This is a genomic window from Zoogloea oryzae, assembly GCF_030161255.1.
Lineage (GTDB): Bacteria > Pseudomonadota > Gammaproteobacteria > Burkholderiales > Rhodocyclaceae > Zoogloea > Zoogloea oryzae.
In genome coordinates, this window is record NZ_BSPX01000001.1 from 200,768 (window position 1) to 220,526 (window position 19,759).

Genomic DNA, 19,759 nt, shown 5'->3' on the forward strand with positions numbered 1-19,759 from the left:
AATGCCTGCCCGCCCCCGATCCCATTGGTTTTACCGAATCATCACCATGCCGCACCGAATCCTTAAAGTTGCCGAGAACGGCATGATCGAAGCCTACGAGTCGCTCCTCAAGGCCCGGGGCTTCAAGTCCGATCCCGCCCAGCGGGCGGCGGCCCAGCGTCTGCAGGGGCTGTATTCCGAACTCGTGGCCTTCAAGGCGGCGCGGCGCGGCACGATCCGCAAGCTGCTGTCCCGGCCGAAGCAGCCGCGCAGCGTTTATTTCTGGGGTGGCGTGGGGCGTGGCAAGAGCTTCCTGATGGACTGCTTCTTCGACTCGGTGCCCTATCAGCGCAAGCGCCGGGTGCACTTCCATGCCTTCATGCAGGAAGTCCAGAACGACCTCAAGAACCTCAACAACGAGCCCGATCCGCTGCAGAAGGTGGCCGACCGCATCGCCCGCCAGACGCGCCTGCTTTGCTTCGATGAGTTCCACGTGTCGGACATCGCCGATGCGATGATCCTCGGCCGCCTGCTCGACGCGCTTTTCGCCCGCGGCACCATCTTCGTGATGACCTCGAACTACCCGCCCGATGGCCTCTACCCCAACGGCCTGCAGCGGATCAACTTCCTGCCGACCATCGAAATGATCAAGCGTCGCTTCGATGTGGTCGAGGTGGATCACGGCACCGACTACCGCCTGCGCACCCTCGAGCAGATGGACGCCTTCCTGGTGCCCGCCGACGATGCCGCCGACAAGCACCTCGCCAAGGATTTCGAGCAGATCGCCGGCACCAAGGGCGCGCCGGGCGAGATCGAGGTGCTGGAGCGCAAGCTCAAGGTGGTGCGCAAGGCGCCGGGGGTGATCTGGTTCGACTTCGACACCCTGTGCGGCGGCAACCGTTCCCAGAACGACTACCTCGAGATCGCCCGCGAGCATCACACGCTGATCCTCTCCCGCGTGCCCAAGATGAGCGCGGCGATGGCCTCGGAAGCGCGGCGTTTCACGTGGCTGGTGGATGTGCTCTACGACCACCGGGTCAAGCTGCTGGTGAGCGCCGAGTGCCAGGCCTACGACCTCTACGTGGAAGGCCGTCAGGCCAGCGAGTTCCACCGCACCGTCAGCCGCCTGATCGAGATGCGCTCCCGCGATTACCTCGCCGAAGCCCACCGGGTCGACTGACGCCCGATGCGCCCGTCTGCCGCCTGTTTCCTGTTGGCCGGCGCCGTGCTGGCGCAGCCGGTGGCGGCCGACTACGGCCTCACGATCATCCCCCTGCGGCACCGGCCGGCCGAGCAGGTCGTGCCCAGCCTGCGTCCGATGGTGGAGCAGGGCGGGGCGATCAGCAGCATGGGCGACAAGATCCTGCTGCGCGTCTCGCCGGGCAACCTCGCCGAACTCCGCACGGCCATCGCTGCGCTGGATACGCCGCTGCGTCGGCTGGTGGTGTCGGTGCGCCAGGGTGAGGTGCGCGAAGCATCCGGCGGTGGGGTGGGCGTGGATGGCCGCCTTGAGCCCGGCAACAGTCGGGTCATCATCCGCGGTGGCGCCGGCAGCAGCGAGCAGCGCGACGACGTGAGCCAGCAGGTGCAGGTGGTGGAAGGGGGCAGGGCGCTGATCCAGGTTGGCCAGTCCCTGCCGCTGATGATGCGCGAATGGCGCGCCGCGCCCGGTGGCTGGGTGCAGGTGGATTCGGTGCGCTACATGGATGTGGGCACCGGTTTTTATGCCGCGCCGCAGGTGGTCGGCAATCAGGTGACGATCGAGATCAGCCCGTCGATGGAGCGCCTTGGCGCCGATGGCGTGGTCGAATCGTCCCGGCTCGCCACCACCGTCAGTGGCGCCCTTGGCAGCTGGATTCCGCTGGGCGGCAGCGCCACCACCGGCCAAGCCACCCGCTACGGCACCGGCGGTTACGCCCAGGGTGCCCGCCGCGTCGACGGCCAGGTGTGGCTGCGCGTGGACGCCCTCGAATAGATTTCTCCGATGAACGTAGAACAAGCCTTTGCCGCCGACGGCCCCCTCGCCGCGGCGATCCCTGGTTTCTCCCCGCGCCCCCAGCAGCTGGAGATGGCCGCGCACATCGCCCACACCCTCAAGGAGAACGGCGTGCTGGTGGCCGAGGCCGGCACCGGCACCGGCAAGACCTACGCCTATCTGGTTCCGGCGCTGCTCAACGGCGGCAAGGTCATCATCTCCACCGGCACCAAGACGCTGCAGGACCAGCTCTTCAACCGCGATCTGCCCACCATCCGCGCCGCCCTCAAGGTGCCGGTGGGCGTGGCGCTGCTCAAGGGCCGGGCCAATTACGTGTGCCACTACCACCTGGCCCGCAATCTGGTGGATGGCCGTTTCACCACGCCCGAAGACGCCGGCCACCTGCGCACCATTGGCCGCTTCATGGAAATCACCCAGAGCGGCGACAAGGCCGAGTGCCCCGAGGTGCCCGAGGATGCCGCCGCCTGGATGTTCGCCACCTCGTCCCGGGATAACTGCCTGGGGCAGGAATGCCCCAACATCAAGGAGTGCTTCGTCGCCGCCGCTCGCCGCGCTGCGATGGAGGCCGACGTGGTCGTCGTCAATCACCACCTCTTCTTTGCCGACGTGATGCTCCGCGACGAAGGCATGGGCGAGCTGCTGCCCTCGTGCAACGCGGTGATCTTCGACGAAGCCCACCAGCTGCCCGAAACCGCCAGCCTGTTCTTCGGCGAGAGCGTGTCCACCGCCCAGCTGCTGGAGCTCGCCCGCGACACCCGCTCCGAGACCGTGGCCGCCGCCCGGGATTGCCTCGCCCTCATCGAAGCCACCCGCAAGCTCGAAAAAGCCGCGCGGGATCTGCGCCTGTCGGTGCAGGCCGAGAACGCCCGCTTCGGCTACGCCCAACTCGCCGACAACAAGGAATTCCACGAAGCCGTCGATGCGCTCGATGCCGAGCTCACCGATTTCTGCACGCTGGTCGAATCCCAGGCCGAGCGCTCCGAGGGCCTCGCCAACTGCCTGCGCCGCACCCAGGAGATCCAGCAGCGCCTGGCCCGCTGGCAGGTGCCGGAGGGCACCGACTGGGTGCGCTGGGTCGAGGTTTTCAGCCAGACCCTGGCCCTCAACGCCACGCCGCTGTCCATCGCCTCGATCTTCAAGCGCCAGATGGACGGCCACCCGCGGGCGTGGGTGTTCACGTCCGCCACCCTGGCGGTGGGGCGCGACTTTGGCCACTACTGCCGAGAGCTGGGCCTCAACTGGGTCGAGCCGCCCATCGAGACCGCGGTGTGGGGTTCGCCCTTCGACTACCCGGCTCAGGCCGTGCTCTACGCGCCCCAGAACATGCCCGAGCCCAACAGCCCGGACTACCCGGACGCGGTCGCCAAGGTCGCGATTCCCCTGATCCGCGCCGCCCAGGGCCGCACCTTCGTGCTGTGCACCTCGCTGCGCGCCATGCGGCGCATCCACGAGCTGATCGCCGACGCGCTGGAGCGGGACAAGCTCGACCTGCCCCTGCTGATCCAGGGCGAAGGCTCGCGCACCGAGCTGCTCGATCGCTTCCGCCGCCTCGGCAACGCCATCCTCGTGGCCAGCCAGAGCTTCTGGGAGGGCGTCGATGTGCCCGGCGATGCGCTTTCGGTGGTCGTGATCGACAAGCTGCCCTTCGCCCCGCCCGACGACCCGGTGCTCGCCGCGCGCATCGAGCACATGAACAAATCCGGCCGCAACCCCTTTATGGAATACCAGCTCCCGCGGGCGGTCATCAACGTCAAGCAGGGTGCCGGCCGGCTGATCCGCACCGAGCGCGACAAGGGCGTGCTCGCCATCTGCGACCCGCGCATGCTCACCAAGCCCTACGGAAAGCGCGTCTGGCAGAGCCTGCCGCCGATGACCCGCAGCAAGGTCGAATCCGAGGTGGTGGCCTTCCTCGAGGATCTGCCGCCGCCGGCTGCGCGGCAGGGCTGATTGCCGGCGTTGGCGCCGATCAAGCGCCGATCAAGGACGGGGCGCCCATCGATGGGTAAAGATGGGCCATGCATGAGTCTTTATTGCCCATCGATGAGTCTCGGAGACTCATCGATGAACGGATTTCACTCACGCGTGAATGGCGGAAACTCATCGATGGCTTGCGCCCGCCCATGCATGGATGGCGACGACTCACCGCTGAGTCATCGGGATTCACCCATGAGTCGCCGTCGCTCATGCATGGATCGCCGGTACCCACCGATGAGCCGATTTCACCCACGCATGCGTGGCGCGTCTTCGATCAACCCGGCGCGCCCCCGCTGCTACAATCCCGCGCCTGACACCTTGCTCCGATGCCGTCCTTGACCGATCCGAACGCCAACGCGCTGTCGTCGCCCTCCGCCCTCATCGCCCGCCTCGCCGCCGGCGCCCATGACTGCGTCGACGCGGCCGAAGCCCTCAACGCCGGCTGCCAGTGCGTGTCGCTGGACCGCCAGGCGCTGGTGTCGGCGCTGGCCCGGGACCCTCGGGACGGCGCGCTGCAGGCGATGATCGCCGAGTCGCGCCCGCACCTGTTCGCCGAATCCATGGCTTTCGTGTCGGCCGCGCATGTGCAGCAGATGGCCGATCTGATTGCCGCGACCCACCGCGTGGTGGCCTTGCCCGGCTGGCAGGACGCGGTGCTGGCCCACGCGCCGGAGTCCGCCCGCCACGTCACCGGCGCGTCCGGCGTGTTTCTCGGCTACGACTTCCATCTCTCGGATGCCGGCCCCCAGCTCATCGAGATCAACACCAACGCCGGCGGCGGGCTGCTCGCCGCCATCCTTGGCCGCGCCCAGCGGGCCTGCTGCGACGAGGTGGCCGAAGCCATGGCCGCCATGCAGGGCCACGCCTCGGGCGATCTGGAGCGGGTGTTCTTCGAGATGTTCCGGGCCGAATGGCGGGCGGAGCGGGGCGATGCGCCGCTGCGTACGGTCGCCATCGTTGATGAAGCGCCCCAGGGCCAGTACCTGCTGCCCGAGTTCCTGCTCTTCCAGCGGCTGTTCGAGCGCCACGGCGTGGCCGCGTGGATCTGCGATCCGTCCGAGCTCGCGCACACCGCCGACGGCCTGACGCTCCACGGCCAGCGGGTGGATCTGGTCTATAACCGCCTCACCGATTTCTCCTTCGACACCCCCGCCAGCTGCGCGCTGCGGGACGCCTGGTTCGCCGGCTCGGCAGTCATCACGCCGCACCCCCGTGCCCACGCCCTGTACGCCGACAAGCGCAACCTGGTGCTGCTCTCCAACCCCGACGCCCTGCGCCAGATTGGCGCGGCGGAAGCCGACATCGCGGTGATCACCGCCGGCGTGCCGCGCACCGAGGCCGTCACCGCTGCCCAAGCTGCGGATTTCTGGGCCCGGCGGCGCAGCCTGTTCTTCAAGCCCGCCAGCGGCTTTGGCAGTCGCGGCGCCTATCGGGGCGACAAGCTCACCCGGCGGGTGTTCGACGAGATCATCGCTGGCGACTACATCGCCCAGGCCCTCGTGCCGCCCTCCGAGCGGCGCCTGTCGGTGGGCGGCGAGGCGGTGGCCCTCAAGATGGACTTACGCAACTACGTCTATCGGGGCCAGGTCCAACTGGTCACCGCACGGCTTTATCGCGGCCAGACCACCAATTTCCGCACCCCCGGCGGCGGCTTCGCCCCGGTGCTGGCGGTGCCCTGCGGGCACGAAGGAGCAGCATGAAGGTTTTCGGATTTGCCGGCTGGTCCGGCTCGGGTAAGACCACCCTGATCGAGCAGGTCATCCCCGAGATCACCCGCCGCGGCCTCAAGGTGTCGGTCATCAAGCACGCCCACCACGGCTTCGACATCGACAAGCCGGGCAAGGATTCGTGGCGCCACCGCGAGGCCGGCGCCAGTGAGATCCTGCTGATCTCTGACGAGCGCTGGGTGCTGATGCACGAACTCCGCGGCGAGCCCGAACCTGATCTCGACGCCCAGCTGGCGCGCCTGTCGCCCTGCGATCTGGTGCTGGTCGAAGGCTTCAAGGCGGTGCAGATCCCCAAGCTCGAAGTCCATCGCCCGGCGGTGGGCAAGCCGCTCCAGTACCAGGACAACCCGGCCATCGTGGCAATCGCCACCGACGTGCCCCTTGATGCGCCGCTGCCGCGCCTAGACATCAACGATCCGGCCGCCGTGGCCGCCTTCATCCTCCAACACCAGGGCCTGATATGAGCAATCCCATGCGTCCCTTCGACGACGTGCGGGCGGCGCTGCTGGCCGCCGCCAAGCCCGTTTCCGCCATCGAACACGTGCCCACCGCCGAAGCCCTCGGCCGCGTGCTGGCCGTCGATCAGGTGTCGTCCCTCAACGTGCCGCCCCTCGACAACTCGTCGATGGACGGCTACGCGGTGAACACCGCCGACGTGACCGCGCCGGGCGCGCGCCTCACGGTTGCCCAGCGCATCCCCGCCGGCAGCGTCGGCCACAGCCTGGCCCGCGGCACCGCCGCACGCATCTTCACCGGCGCCCCGGTGCCCCACGGTGCCGACGCCATCGTGATGCAGGAGCTGTGCACCGCCGACGGCAACAGCGTGACCATCGACCACGTGCCCCGCGCGGGCGAGTGGGTCCGCCGCGCCGGCGAGGACATCGCGCTGGGTTCCACCGTGCTTTCCGCCGGCCATCGCCTCACGCCCCAGATGCTGGGCCTCGCCGCGTCGGTGGGCTGCGCCACACTGCCGGTGTATCGGCGCCTCAAGGTGGCGCTGTTCTCCACTGGCGACGAGCTGGTGATGCCCGGCGAGCCGCTGCCGCCCGGCGCCATCTACAACTCCAACCGCTACGTGCTGCGCGGCCTGCTCGAAGCCCTCGGCTGCGAAGTGGAAGACCTCGGCATCGTGCCCGACACGCTGGAGGCCACCCGCGCGGCCCTGCGCAGCGCCGCCGCGGCCAACGACCTGATCGTCACCAGCGGTGGCGTGTCGATGGGCGAGGAAGACCACGTGCGCCCGGCGGTGCAGGCCGAGGGCCGGCTCGATCTGTGGCTCGTCGCCATGAAGCCCGGCAAGCCGGTGGCCTTCGGTCAGGTGAACGACCCGGCCGGCGGCGAAGGCGCGGCCTTCATCGGCCTGCCCGGCAACCCGGTGTCGAGCTTCGTCACCTTCCTGCTGCTGGTGCGGCCCTTCGTGCTGCGTTCGATGGGCGTGGCGAACTGCCTGCCCCGGTCGATTCCGCTGCCGGCTGGCTTCAACTGGACCAAGCCCGATCGCCGCCGCGAGTTCCTGCGCGCGCGCATCGGCGACGACGGTCGCGTCGATCTCTTCCCCAACCAGGGCCCGGGCGTCCTCACCTCAACCGTGTGGGCCGACGGCCTGGTGGATAACCCCGCCGGCCAGCCGGTGGCCGCGGGCGATCTGGTCCGCTTCATCCCTTATTCCGAACTTCTTTCGTAAGCGCCTCATGAGCATCAAGGTTCTGTACTTCGCCAGCCTCCGTGAAACCCTCGGCTACTCCCACGAGACGCTGACCCTGCCGGCCACCATCGCCACCCTGGGCGACCTGCGCGCCCACCTCGCCAAACGCGGCGGCGCGTGGGAGGCGCTGGACGTCGGGCGCAACGTGCGGATGGCGATCAACCAGGAGATGGCCGGCGCCGACACCGCCGTGGCCGACCGGGACGAGATCGCCTTCTTCCCGCCCGTCACCGGCGGCTGATTCAACAACCCTTCACCACCTTCGAGGCCCACCATGAATTCCGTCAGCGTCCAGGAAGCCGATTTCGATGTCGGTGCAGAGATCGCCGCCTTGTCCGCCGGCCGCAGTGATGTGGGCGCGGTGGCGAGCTTCGTCGGCCTCGTGCGGGCCGACAAGGTGGCGGGGGAGGGCAGCGCCGTCTCGGCGATGACCCTCGAGCACTACCCGGGGATGACCGAGAAGTCGCTGGAAGCCATCGTCCTGGAGGCCGGCAGCCGCTGGCAGCTGCTCGGCACGCGGGTGATCCACCGCTTCGGCCGCCTCGAGCCGGGCGAGCGCATCGTCTTCGTGGGCGTCGCCAGCAGCCACCGGGGCGACGCCTTCGCCGCCTGCGAGTTCATCATGGATTACCTGAAAACCCGCGCCCCCTTCTGGAAGAAGGAAGACACCCCGGAAGGCGGCCGCTGGGTGGACGCGCGGGACGCCGACGACTCCGCCGCCGCGCGCTGGGAAAAGTAAGACCGCCCGCGCCGGACGACGTGCTGCCGCCCCTTCTGGCGCCAGCGCGTGCCGTTTTTGCCGATGGCGGGTCAGGCGGCCGGCGTCGTCTGCAGATATTCGATCAAGGCCTGAAAGCGGGTTCGGCTCGCGCCGCTCGGGTCGACGATGCTGTGGCTGAAGTAGTTCTCGATGTTGGCCGCGGTGATCGGCGTGCTCAGTGGGTCGTAGCTGCTGCCGCCCGCGCCGCCGGCCGAGTGGCCCATCATGCGTACCAGGGCGATCTGGCCGATGCCCGCCGCTGCCTGGGTATTGCAACTGGCAACCGCCTTGTCGTAAAGCGCCTTCTCTGCCGGGCTGAGGTTGGCCATGGTGTTCACCAGCCCGGTGGCCTTCTGCATGTAGTCCAGTTCGTCGGCGGTGAGCTGATCGGGTGACTTCTGCTGGGCCGCGATCGCGGCCAGCCGCGGGTCGTTGGCAAAGAGGAAAGCCTGGTCTTCCTGCGATCGATTCACCGCGCCTCTGGCCCTGATCTCGGCCAGTCGTGCTTCAACGGCGCCATCCGCATCTCCGGCTTTGGACGACGCAGCTGCCTCGGCGGCGAGCGCCTGCCTTGCGGCTCCGGAGATGCTGACGGAATCGGCAGTGCTTGCCGGGGCGGTGCCGTTTGCCGGCACCGCTTGCCGGGTGATAGGCGATTGAAGGCGGATGCCGTAGGTGGTGGCGAGATTGCTCGGGCTCTGGATCTGCATGGTTTGCTCCTGCTTGCATGTGCTGGCGCGTATGCAAGAGGCAAGCCAGGCGTTGTGGTGTGACCTAGGCAGCGTTTGGGATCAGCCCCCGGCCAGCAGCCCCGGCAGCCCCGTCGCCAGCCACGGCACGGCCGAGATCGCCAGCGCACCCAGGAAGATCGCCGCGAGCGCCGGCAGCACCGACGCCGCCACTTCGCGGATCGGTTTGCCGAACATCGCCGACGCGAAAAAGATGTTCATCCCCGCCGGCGGGCACAGAAAGCCCATCTCCATCACCGCCAGGAAGATCACCCCGAAGTGCACCGGGTCGATGCCGTAGCTCACCGCCACCGGCAGCAGCAGCGGCACCAGCACCACGATGGCGGCGTAGATCTCCATCAGCGCGCCGGCGGCAAACAAAAAGACGTTGAGCGCTACCAGGAAGGCGAAGCGGTTGGGCAGGGCGCCCTGCACCCATTCCACCGCCGCATCGGGGATGCCGGCATCCACCAGATAGTTGGTAAGGCCGAGCGCCATGCCGAGGATCAGCATCACGCCGCCGATCACCTGGGCGCAGTCGGCCAGGCAGCGGCGCAGCAGCGGCCCGTCGAGCTCCTGGTGGGCGATGGACTGGGTGAGGAGGGCGTAGGCGGCGGTGAGCGCCGCGCTTTCGGTGGGGGTGGCGAGGCCGCTGGCCAGCGAACCGATGGCCACCACCGGGGCGAGGATCTCCCAGCGGGCCGCCCAGGCGGCCTTGCGGGCGGCGGTGAAGTCGGCCTTCGGGCGCTCCAGTTGCGCGATGCCGTCCCGGCGCAGGTAGCCGCCCACGGTGAGCAGGAAGAACACCATCACCAGCGCCGGCACCACCCCGGCCAGGAACATGGTGTTGATGGGCACCCGGGCGATGATGGCGTACATGATGAGCGGCACCGACGGGGCCAGCAGCACCCCCAGCGCGCTGGCGCTGGTGACGAGGCTGATCCCGCGCTTCTCCGGCAGCCCGGCGTCCTTCAGCAGCGGCAGCAACAAGCCGCCCAGGGCCAGGATGGTGACGCCGCTGCCGCCGGTGAAGGCGGTGAAGAACGAACACAACAGCGCCGCCGCGATGGACGAGCCGATGGCGCCGCCGCCAAAGCTGGCGGTGAACAGCGCGCCCAGCCGCACGGCCGCGCCGCTGCGGGCGAAGATCAAACCGGCGAGGGTGAACAGCGGCAGCGCCGGCAGCGACGGATTCACCGTGATCTGGTAGTGCGAGAGCGGCACCGACGCCAGCGGCTGCCCTTCGGACCAGAACAGGGCCAGGGCCAGCCCGCCCAGCACCGCAAAGATCGGCGCCCCGGCCAGCAGCGCCAGCATCAGCCCGATGGCGAAGGGGGCGAGGGGCAGCGTCGATCCATCGAAATGCTGCGCGAAGAGATAGCCTGCCGCGGTGAGCACTACGCCCAGCACGACGCGCAGCGCCAGCCCGCTCGCGCAGCGGCTGCCGAGCTTGACCCCCAGCAGCACAAAGCCGGCGGGCATCAGCGCCTGGATCGTCCACACCGGCAGGCCGTAGGCAAGTTCCCGGCCGGCGTCCATCTCGCTGGCGACGAACTGCCAGCTCGCCTCGGCCAGCATCCCGCACAGCACCGCCGCGCTGCCCTTGGCAAAGAGGTTTGCGGCGTGCCGCACGGCCGGATTGCGGGCACTGGCAAAGCTGTTGCCGAGGCTGGTGAGATGGTTGCCCCGCTCGGCCAGCACCGCGCCGGCCATCGCCAGCACCAGCCCCAGGTGCTGGACGATCATCGGGGCGTTGGCGATGCCCATGCCGTGCAGCGGCCGCAGGGCGATCTCCACCAGCGGGATCAGGGTCATCAGCAGCAGCGCAGCGGAGGCGATGGCTTCGTCGAAGGGCAGTCGGCGCATGGGTGGGCTATTCGGGTGGGGGGCGTGTTGAGGGTGGATGAGGGGGTGGGATCGTGGGTTGATCCCGGACTTGAACCCGCGCAAGTCAGACTTGAAATCGTTCAAGTTGGACTTGAGTGACTTCAAGTGGGACTTGAACCACTTCACCTCGCTGGTGCGTGATCGCAAGTCGGACTTGGGTGGGTTCAAGTCCGACTTGAACTTTTTCAAGTTTTACTTGGGACATCTCAGGTTTTTGTTGAACCGGTTCAAGTTCGACTTGAACGGTCGCACGTTTTAGGTGGACTTTTTCAAGTCGGACTTAAACCTGTTCAACCTGTAGGTCGGACTTCAGTCCGACAACACCCGCTCGGTGTCCGGATGTCGGACTGAAGTCCGACCTACAGGGGGCATCTTCAAGTTTTACCTGGGGCACCCCGGGTTTTTGTTGGACGGGTTCAAGCTCGATCTGGAAGGTCGCAGGTGCTGATTGGATCTGTTCAAGCTGTAGGTCGGACTTCAGCCCGACAACACCCGCTCGGTGTCCGGATGTCGGACTGAAGTCCTACCTACAGGGGGCATCTTCAGGTTTTACCTGGGGCATCCCGGGTTTTTGTTGGACGGGTTCAAGCTCGATCTGAAAGGTCACAGGTGCTGCTTGGATCTGTTCAAGCTGCAGGTCGGACTTCAGTCCGACATCCTCCGCCGGGCAGGCTTTGTCGGACTGAAGTCCGACCTACAGGAGGCGGGGGCTGGGGTTTTGTAGGTCGGACTTCAGTCCGACACCGGAGCTTAGCGCTTGCCGGCGCGGTAGTCCTTCAGGAGCTTCATCACTTCGTCGAAGGTGTCGGCCGGCACCATCTTGCCGCGGATGCGGGGGTAGAGCTTGTCGGCGAGGTCGTTCCATTCCTTCATCTGTTCGGGCGTCGGGGTGTGGATCTGCAGGCCGCGCTTCTTCATGGCTTCGACTGCTTCGTCCACTTCCGCCCGGGCCTTGGTGCGCATCTGCAGGCCTGCTTTGGCGCCGGCGGTCTTGAGGGCCTCCTGGGCGGCGGGGCTCATGTCGTCCCAGGCCTTCTTGGTGACCACTAGGGCGCCGACGATGGGCGCCCAGTTGATGTCGAGCATGTGGGGCGCGGTGGCGTAGACCTGGCTCGCCAGCGCGAAGTAAGGGGTGGCGGGCACGGCGGTGATCATCCCGGTCTGGATGGACGGGAGGATGTCGCTGGTCTCCAGGGGCACCGGGGTGTAGCCCAGGCTCTTCATGATGTCCTGCTGCTCGGATTCGCCCGCCCAGGCGAAGAACTTCATCTTGCGGTAGTCGTCCGGGCGCACCGCGGCGTCCTTCGAGAAGAAGCGCACCCAGCCGGCGTCGCCCCAGGCCAGCACCACGAAGCCTTTTTCGAGGAACTTGCGCTCCATGCCCGGGCGCAGCTTCTCGCGCACGTAGTCCACTTCGTCCCAGCTCTTGAAGAGCAGCGGCATGTTCTGCAGGGCCGAGATGGAGGGCTCGATCTCGCGCAGGCCGACCACCGACAGCAAGGCGCCTTGCAGTTGGCCGATGCGCATCCGGCGGGCCATGTCGGTTTCGCCGCCCTGGCCGCCGTCCGGGTAGATCACGTACTTGGCGCCGTCGCCCTGGGCGCTGCGCCAGGCTTCGCCCACTTCCATCAACTGGCGGTGGTAGAGGGAGTTCTTGGGGGCCAGGGTGCCGATGCGAAGCTGGCTGGCGGCGTGGGCGCCGGGGGCGGCGAACGCACCGATCAGCAGGCCCAGGAGCAGGCCCAGCAGGGAGACGAGGTGGGGGTGGAGGCGGTCGATGAGTCGGTGCATGGCGGGCTCGTCCGGAATGAAGGGGGGTCAGAACAGGTCGTCGGCGGTGTCCAGCAGCCAGCGGGCGCGGCGGCGCATCACCTCGTTGGCCAGCATCTTCGGGCTGCCCGGGGCGTCCTTCACGGCCAGCGCCTGGCCCAGCAGATCGGTGAAGGCGGCCTTGTCGCCGGCCGGCAGGGCGATGCCTTCGGCCTTGGCGACGAAGGCGCCTGCGCTCGTGCCGTGGGCGAGGCGGATTGCCTCGTCGAAGTATTTTTCGGCCTGGATGCGGCTGCCGCCCGGGCGGGCCGCCTCGAAGCTGCCCATCAGGCTGGCCATGTCGCCGTCGCCAAAATTGGGGTTTGCATCCCAGGCCAGCCTGGCAAGGCGGGCGGCGAGGGGCAGGTCGGCCACGGTGTCCGGGTCGTCCTTCGAGAGGGAGATCTGCCCGCCCCAGGCCGCGGCGGCCCAGTAGGCGAGGGGCACATCGGCGGCTTTGAGGCGCAGCGGCGAGGCCGGGTCGGCCAGCTGGCGGCGCAGATCCGGGTGGGTGGTTTCGAGAGCGGTGAGGGCGTGATCGCGGGCCCGGCGGTAGAGCCGCGCGGCGCGCTCCCGCAGGCGCTGGGCGGCCTTGGCGTCGGTGGCGTCGAGGCGATCGGCATCGAAGGCCACGAAGGCGTAGGCGTACTGGGTGAAACCGGCGGCCACGGCCGTCGCCAGCCCGGCGTGGTCGGGCTGGCCGCGCAGCACGGATTCGGAGAGCTTGAGGTGGTAGGCGCTGGCTTCGCGGGCCAGATCGAGGTCATCCTCGGGGGCGCTGCCCTGGCTGGCCAGCTCGTCGGCGAGGCCGTGCATCACCATCTGGCGGGGCGAACAGGCCGACAGCACGAGGGCTGCCAGGACGATCAGGGCAGAGCGGCAGAACGGAGCGGATGACGCCATGGCGCAGCTTGGATTGCGCCATGCCCGCGGCCGGCGTCGAATGATGAGACGCGGCGGAAGATAGCGGGGCGATGTTGCGGGGGGATGACGAAGCGGTGACGGCGCCGCGTTGCCGCTCGGACTGCAGGTCGGACTGCAGGTCGGATTGTAGGTCGGATTGTAGGTCGGACTTCAGTCCGACAACGCGGGTTGATCCATCCACATGGCCGGTTGATCGGGCAGGGTTTGTCGGACTGAAGTCCGACCTACAGGGTGGCCCGAGGGATGTGTCGACTCAGAACCCGTGATACCTGTCCGGCCGGTGATTGACGCCGATCACCAGGTTGAGCGCTGCGGCGCCGAGGACGGACAGCATCACCTGATGGGGCTCGACGACGAGGAGGCCGGTGGCGAGGATCAGGCTGTCGAAGGCCATCTGCACGGTGCCGGCGCGCCAGCCGCGGGTCTTCTGGAGGTAGATGGCCATCACGCCGACGCCGCCGAGGCTGGCGCCGTGGCGGATCAGGATGAGGATGCCGATGCCGATGGCGAGGCCGCTCATCACCGCGGCGAATACCGGGTCGAGGTGGGTGAAGCCGATGAGGCCGGGCACGATCTCGGTGAAGATGGACAACAGGCCGATGGCGCAGAAGGTCTTGAGGGTGAAGCGCGGCCCCAGCGCCTTGTAGCCGAACACGTAGAAAGGCAGGTTGATGAGGAAGAGCACCGTGCCGAAACGCCAGCCACCCAGGTAATGGGCGATGAAGGCGAGCCCGGTGGTGCCACCGGAGAGCAGCCGCGCCTCCCGCAGCATGACCACGCCGAGGGCGGTGAACAGGCAGCCGATCACCATTGCCTGGATGTCCTCGAGCAGGGTGTGGGGCGCGGCTTGGAGGGGGGCGGTGTCGTGGCTGGGCATGGGGAACGGGGTGAAAGGTGCGCGGCCACATCATAGCGGCGTGGTCGGCGGGGCGACAGGGGCGGGGCACCCGGCCGTCTGGTCGTGCCATGTGTTGCACAAATGCAGCGGAGTTGGCCCGAAACGGGTTTTCATGGCGTGCGGGTGACATAGTTCTCATCCGCACCGCCCCCGGCGGGCGCATGCTTTCAGCACGCCACAGGAGACCCGGATCCATCCGGCCGCCAGGGAAGGTCAGGACGGCCGGCATTCATTCCGGGCTCTTTGGGGCAGTGCAAGAAGAAAGGAGTTCACATCATGAACCCGCTAGCCTGGTGGATCGACTATTGCGTGGGTGCGGTCAGCACCAGCGCGTCCCGTTTCGAGATGTGGGGCCTGCTGCTCCTCAAGAAGCCCCTCGAAACCCTTGCCGAGCAAGGCAAGGCGCCCGACCCCAAGTAAATCCCCGTCCGCGTTGTTCCCCTGCCCGGGACGGCCCCTGTTTTCAGGCGCCGTCCCGTTGCCATTGCTTGACCAGCATGTAGATCGCCGGAATCACCGCCAGGGTGAGGATTGTGGATGAGATCATCCCGCCCACCATCGGCGCGGCGATGGGGCGCATCACCTCGCTGCCGGTGCCGCTGCCCCACAGGATGGGCAGGAGGCCGGCCATGATGGCGACGACGGTCATCATCTTGGGGCGCACCCGTTCCACCGCGCCTTCCATCACCGCCTCGTAAAGATCGGCGAGGGTCGGCGTCTCGCCGGCAGCGGCGCGGCGGGCCCTGGCCTCGGCCCAGGCGTGGTCGAGGTAGATCAGCATCACCACGCCGGTCTCGGCCGCCACGCCGGCCAGCGCGATGAAGCCCACCGCCACCGCCACCGACAGGTTGTAGCCCAGCAGCCAGATCAGCCACACGCCGCCCACCAGCGCGAAGGGCACCGACAGCATCACGATGAGGGTTTCGGTGAGGCGCCCGAAGTTTACGTAGAGCAGCAGGAAGATGGTGAGCAGGGTGAGCGGCACGACGATCTTCATCCGCTCGATGGCGCGCTCCATGTATTCGAACTGCCCGCTCCAGGCCACGTAGTAGCTGGGCGGAAACTTCACCTGATCGGCCACGGCCTTCTTGGCGTCGGCCACGTAGCCGCCGATGTCGCGGCCGCGGATGTCCACGTAGATGTAGGCGGAGAGCAGCGCGTTTTCGGTGCGGATGCCCGGCGTGCCCTTGGCGATCACCACCTTGGCAAGTTGCCCGAGGGGCAGCATGGCGCCGTTCATGGTCGGCACCAGCACCTCGCGGGCGATCTGCTCGGGGCTGGAGCGCAGCTCGCGGGGGTAGCGCACCGTCACGCCGTAGCGCTCGCGGCCTTCCACGGTGGTGGTGACCATCTCGCCACCCAGCGCGCCGGCGATCACGTCCTGCAGCTCGCCCACGGTGATGCCGTAGCGGGCGAGCTGCGCCCGGTCGGGCTCGATGTTGAGGTAGAAGCCGCCGGTGATGCGCTCGGCGAAGGCGCTGGTGGTGCCGGGCACGGCACGGACGACGCCCTCGATGGTCTTGGCGAGGCGTTCGAGCTCGTCCAGATCCTTGCCGAACACCTTGATGCCGATGGGCGTGCGGATGCCAGTGGACAGCATGTCGGTGCGGGCCTTGATGGGCATCGTCCAGGCGTTGGCGACGCCGGGAAACTGCAGCGCGGCGTCGAGTTCGGCGATGAGCTTGTCGGTGGTCATGCCCGGCCGCCACTGGTCGTGGGGCTTGAGGTTGATGATGGTCTCGAACATCTCGATCGGCGCCGGATCGGTGGCGGTGTTGGCGCGGCCGGCCTTGCCGAAGACGGAGGCGACCTCGGGGAAGCTCTTGATGATCCGGTCCTGGGTCTGCATCAGCTCGGCGGCCTTGGTGACCGACATGCCGGGCAGGGAGGAGGGCATGTAGAGCAGGGTGCCTTCGTCGAGGGTGGGCATGAACTCGGAGCCCAGGCGCGAGGCCGGGTAGAGCGTGGCCACCAGCGCCAGCACCGCGAGGCTGATGGTGAGCTTCTTCCAGCGCAGCACGCCGCGGATGATGGGGCGGTAGAGGCGGATCAGCACGCGGTTCACCGGGTTCTGGGCCTCCGGGACGATCCGCCCGCGGATGAAAAGCAGCATCAGCACCGGCACCAGGGTGACGGATAGCAGCGCGGCGCTGGCCATCGAGAAGGTCTTGGTCCAGGCCAGCGGCGAGAACAGCCGGCCTTCCTGGCCTTCGAGGCTGAACACCGGCAGGAACGACACCGTGATGATGAGCAGCGAGAAGAACAGCGCCGGCCCCACCTCGCGGCAGGCGGCGAGCATCGCCTCGGCCCGGTCGGCGGTGGTGTGACCATCGGGCAGGCGTTCGAGGTGCTTGTGGGCGTTCTCGATCATCACGATGGCCGCGTCGATCATCGCGCCGATGGCGATCGCGATGCCGCCCAGGCTCATCAGGTTGGAGTTCATCCCCAGGAGGCGCATGGCGATGAAGGCCATCAGCACGCCCACCGGCAGCATCAGGATCGCCACCAGCGCGCTCCTCACATGCAGCAGGAAGACCACGCACACCAGCGCGACGATCAGGGATTCCTCGACCAGCGTGGATTTGAGGGTGGCGATGGCGCGCTCGATGAGCTCGGAGCGGTCATACACCGGCTGCACCGTCACGCCTTCGGGCAGGCCGGGGCCGATCTCGGCGACCTTGGCCTTGAGGTTGCCGATGACCTCCAGCGCGTTCTGGCCGTGGCGGGCCATGGCGATGCCGGCCACCACCTCGCCGTCGCCGTCGAGTTCGGCGATGCCGCGGCGCTCGTCGGGCACCAGCTCCACCCGGGCCACATCGCGCACCAGCACGGCGGTGCCGCGCTCGGCCTTCAGCACCAGCGCGCCGATGTCGTCCTTGCCGCGCAGGTAGCCCTTGCCGCGCACCATGTACTCGGTCTCGGCCATCTCGACCACCCGGCCGCCCACGTCGCGGTTGGAGTCGCGGATCACCTGGGCGACCTTCATCAGCGGGATGCCGTAGGCGCGCAGCTTCACCGGATCGACGGTGACCTGATAGGTCTGCACGAAGCCGCCCACCGACGCCACTTCGGCCACGCCCGGCGCCTTGGCGAGCTGGTACCGCACGTACCAGTCCTGGATCGAGCGCAGCTCGGCGAGGGTCTTGTCCCGCGCCAGCAGCACGTATTGATAGACCCAGCCCACGCCGGTGGCGTCCGGCCCGATCTGCGGGGTCACGCCCTTGGGCATGCGCCCGGCGGCGAAGTTGAGGTATTCCAGCACCCGCGAGCGGGCCCAGTAGATGTCGGTGCCGTCCTCGAAGATCACATACACGAAGGACGCGCCGAAGAAGGAGAAACCGCGCACCACCTTGGAGCGCGGCACCGACAGCATCGCGGTGGTGAGCGGGTAGGTGACCTGATCCTCCACCACCTGGGGCGCCTGGCCGGGGAACTCGGTATAGACGATCACCTGCACGTCGGAGAGATCCGGCAGGGCGTCGATGGGGGTGCGGAGCAGGGCGAAGACGCCGGCGAACACCACGAAGGCGGTGGCGAGCAAAACCAGCACCCGGTTGCGGCCGGACCAGTCGATGAGCTTGGCGAGCATGGGGGCTTTCCGTCAGTGTCCGGCGTGGGCCGCGGACGTGGTGGCGGCGGGGCGGATCACGGTGATGACCCATTCGCCCGGCGCGCGCTCGACGAACTCGAAGGCCACCTTGGCGCCCGGCTTGAGCCCGGCCTGCAGCGACGGGTTGGCGAACTTGAACTCCATGCTCATCGCCGGCCACTTGAGACTGGCGACGGGGCCGTGGGTGAGCATCACCGTTCCGTCGGAGACGTCGATGCTCTCCACCACGCCCTCTGCCTTGTGCCCCACGCTGGCGGCGGCGGGCTGGGGCGGGGCGAAGCCGCCCAGCGCCGCCTTGAGGTTGCTCTCGGCGTCGATCAGGAAGTTGGCGGCCACCACCACCGCGTCGCCAGCTTTGAGGCCGTCCAGCACCGCGACCCGATCTTCCCCGCGGCTGCCGAGCTTCACCTCGCGCGGGGTGAAGCGGCCTTCACCCTCCGCGATCAGCACCACCTGGCGGGTGCCGCTGTCGATCACAGCCGAAGTCGGCACGGTGAGCACCTGCGCGCTGCTGCCGGCATTGATCTCGATGCGGGCGAACATGCCGGGCTTGAGCAGCAGGCCGGGGTTGGCCAGCTCGACCCGCACCGGCGTCGTGCGGGTGTCGGCGTTCACGCTGGGGTAGAGGTAGGCGATGCGGCCGTCGAAGCTCTTGTCGGGGTAGGCGTCCACCCGAACCTTCACCGGCGCACCCACGCGGGCGGCGGCGATGTCCTGCTCGAAGACGTCGGCCATCACCCACACGCGGGAGAGATCCGCCACCTGATACAGCGCATCGCCGGGCATGAAGCGGGCGCCCTGGACGGCCTTCTTCTCGGTGACGATGCCGGCCACCGGAGACTGGAAACTGATCGTCCGCGTTGCGGCGCCCGATTTGGCGAGGGCACGCAGCTGGGCGTCGGAGATGTCCCAGTTGCGCAGGCGGATGAGGGCCGATTCGGCCAGCTGCTTCATCCCGGCCTGGGCCTCGTTGCCGGCGTTCTTGAGCGACTCGACGCCCTGGGCGGCGATCTGGTATTCCCGCTGGGCGGCGACGAGCTCGGGGCTGTAGGCCTCGAACAGCACCTGACCGCGGGCTACCGGCTGGCCGGTGACGTTTACGTGCAGGCGCTCCACGTAGCCCTCGAACTTGGGGGCGATGGTGTAGAGGCGCTGCTCGTCCGGCTCCACTCGCCCGGCGGCGCGGATCTGGGCGCCAAGGGGGCGCAGCTCGGCAGTCTCGGTGCGCACTCCGAGTTTCTGGATGCGCTCGGCGTTGATCTTCACCTGGCCGGCGGGGGCCGGCGTGGCTTCCGCTTCGCCCTCATACACCGGGATGTAGTCCATCCCCATCGGGTCTTTCTTGGGTGTTTGCGAGGTGTCGGGCAGGCCCATGGGGTTGCGGTAGTAGAGCAGCTTGCGGGCGGGCTTGGCGTCGGCGGCGGGCGCAGGCGGCGTGGCGCTGCGGGTGCCGAACCAGTAGCCGCCGGCGGTGCCGCCCACGGCGATCACGGCGGCGAGGGCGAGGGCGGCGGTGGATTTCACAGGTCTTCTCCAACGATGCGTTCGATCTCGGCGAGGCTCATCTGGGCCTCGAACTGGGCCTTGATGCGGCTCTGGCGGGCAATGCGGATCTGGCGCTGGGCGTCCATCAGGGTGGCGAAATCCACCTTGCCGTTTTCGTAGGCGGCCAGCGCCGACTTGAAGCTGAGGTCCGCCTGGGGCAGCAGGCTGGTGGCGATCAGCGCCTCGGTGCGGCGGGCGGCGTCGAAGGCCGACAGCT

16 protein-coding genes and 1 pseudogene are annotated in these 19,759 nt (G+C 68.1%); 9 read left to right on the plus strand and 8 right to left on the minus strand.

Annotated elements, in window-relative coordinates; all coding sequences use genetic code 11:
• Positions 1-46 precede the first annotated feature (46 nt).
• The 8 genes from zapE (at position 47) to moaE (ending at position 8,120) form a co-directional block, all read left to right on the plus strand.
• A complete protein-coding gene (zapE, locus tag QQK25_RS00955; protein WP_284186323.1) occupies positions 47-1,159 on the plus strand; it encodes a cell division protein ZapE in 1,113 nt (370 codons plus the stop codon).
• A gap of 6 nt (positions 1,160-1,165) precedes the next feature.
• Positions 1,166-1,954: a hypothetical protein gene (locus QQK25_RS00960; RefSeq protein WP_284186324.1), complete on the plus strand. Its 789-nt coding sequence runs from the start codon at positions 1,166-1,168 to the stop codon at positions 1,952-1,954.
• 9 nt (positions 1,955-1,963) lie between these two features.
• The gene (yoaA, locus tag QQK25_RS00965) at positions 1,964-3,922 is read left to right on the plus strand and encodes a DNA repair helicase YoaA (RefSeq protein ID WP_284186325.1); all 1,959 of its coding nucleotides are present in this window, start codon (positions 1,964-1,966) and stop codon (positions 3,920-3,922) included.
• A gap of 353 nt (positions 3,923-4,275) precedes the next feature.
• On the plus strand, positions 4,276-5,649 hold the full coding sequence (locus QQK25_RS00970; protein ID WP_438696416.1) for an ATP-grasp domain-containing protein: 1,374 nt from the start codon (positions 4,276-4,278) through the stop codon (positions 5,647-5,649).
• Complete coding sequence (gene mobB / locus QQK25_RS00975) at positions 5,646-6,140, plus strand: molybdopterin-guanine dinucleotide biosynthesis protein B (protein WP_284186327.1); 495 nt, start codon at positions 5,646-5,648, stop codon at positions 6,138-6,140. Before QQK25_RS00970 ends, mobB begins: the two co-directional genes overlap by 4 nt.
• Complete coding sequence (locus QQK25_RS00980; protein WP_284186328.1) at positions 6,137-7,360, plus strand: molybdopterin molybdotransferase MoeA; 1,224 nt, start codon at positions 6,137-6,139, stop codon at positions 7,358-7,360. Before mobB ends, QQK25_RS00980 begins: the two co-directional genes overlap by 4 nt.
• A 7-nt stretch (positions 7,361-7,367) precedes the next feature.
• A complete protein-coding gene (moaD, locus tag QQK25_RS00985) occupies positions 7,368-7,622 on the plus strand; it encodes a molybdopterin converting factor subunit 1 (protein ID WP_153161633.1) in 255 nt (84 codons plus the stop codon).
• 33 nt (positions 7,623-7,655) lie between these two features.
• A complete protein-coding gene (moaE, locus tag QQK25_RS00990) occupies positions 7,656-8,120 on the plus strand; it encodes a molybdopterin synthase catalytic subunit MoaE (protein WP_284186329.1) in 465 nt (154 codons plus the stop codon).
• Positions 8,121-8,191: 71 nt separating this feature from the next.
• On the opposite strand, the gene QQK25_RS00995 is transcribed toward moaE, so the two are convergent.
• The 5 genes from QQK25_RS00995 to QQK25_RS01015 all read right to left on the minus strand — a co-directional run bounded on the left by QQK25_RS00995 (position 8,192) and on the right by QQK25_RS01015 (position 14,366).
• Positions 8,192-8,851: a hypothetical protein gene (locus QQK25_RS00995; RefSeq protein ID WP_284186330.1), complete on the minus strand. Its 660-nt coding sequence runs from the start codon at positions 8,849-8,851 to the stop codon at positions 8,192-8,194.
• Between the two features lie 81 nt (positions 8,852-8,932).
• Positions 8,933-10,735 carry a TRAP transporter large permease gene (locus QQK25_RS01000; protein WP_284186331.1) on the minus strand — a complete coding sequence of 601 codons (1,803 nt, stop codon included), beginning with the start codon at positions 10,733-10,735 and terminating at the stop codon, positions 8,933-8,935.
• Positions 10,736-11,506: 771 nt separating this feature from the next.
• Positions 11,507-12,547 carry a TRAP transporter substrate-binding protein gene (locus QQK25_RS01005; RefSeq protein ID WP_284186332.1) on the minus strand — a complete coding sequence of 347 codons (1,041 nt, stop codon included), beginning with the start codon at positions 12,545-12,547 and terminating at the stop codon, positions 11,507-11,509.
• A gap of 27 nt (positions 12,548-12,574) precedes the next feature.
• Positions 12,575-13,468, minus strand: a complete 894-nt coding sequence (locus tag QQK25_RS01010) for a TRAP transporter TatT component family protein (RefSeq protein WP_284186333.1) — start codon at positions 13,466-13,468, stop codon at positions 12,575-12,577.
• Between the two features lie 274 nt (positions 13,469-13,742).
• Positions 13,743-14,366, minus strand: a complete 624-nt coding sequence (locus tag QQK25_RS01015; protein WP_284186334.1) for a YitT family protein — start codon at positions 14,364-14,366, stop codon at positions 13,743-13,745.
• Between the two features lie 297 nt (positions 14,367-14,663).
• Here QQK25_RS01015 and QQK25_RS01020 point away from each other — a divergent pair, with 297 nt between their 5' ends.
• On the plus strand, positions 14,664-14,807 hold the full coding sequence (locus tag QQK25_RS01020) for a hypothetical protein (protein WP_284186335.1): 144 nt from the start codon (positions 14,664-14,666) through the stop codon (positions 14,805-14,807).
• A 43-nt stretch (positions 14,808-14,850) separates the two neighbouring features.
• Here the strand turns inward: QQK25_RS01020 and QQK25_RS01025 are convergent, their stop codons facing one another.
• The 3 genes and pseudogenes from QQK25_RS01025 to QQK25_RS01035 form a co-directional block, all read right to left on the minus strand.
• Entirely contained in the window at positions 14,851-17,976 is a 3,126-nt protein-coding gene (locus QQK25_RS01025; RefSeq protein WP_284186336.1) for an efflux RND transporter permease subunit, read from the minus strand.
• A 12-nt stretch (positions 17,977-17,988) separates the two neighbouring features.
• On the minus strand, positions 17,989-19,521 hold the full coding sequence (locus QQK25_RS01030; RefSeq protein WP_284186337.1) for an efflux RND transporter periplasmic adaptor subunit: 1,533 nt from the start codon (positions 19,519-19,521) through the stop codon (positions 17,989-17,991).
• Positions 19,518-19,759 (minus strand): annotated as a pseudogene (locus QQK25_RS01035) (TolC family protein); the annotation flags it as partial. The pseudogene QQK25_RS01035 and the gene QQK25_RS01030, both read right to left, overlap by 4 nt.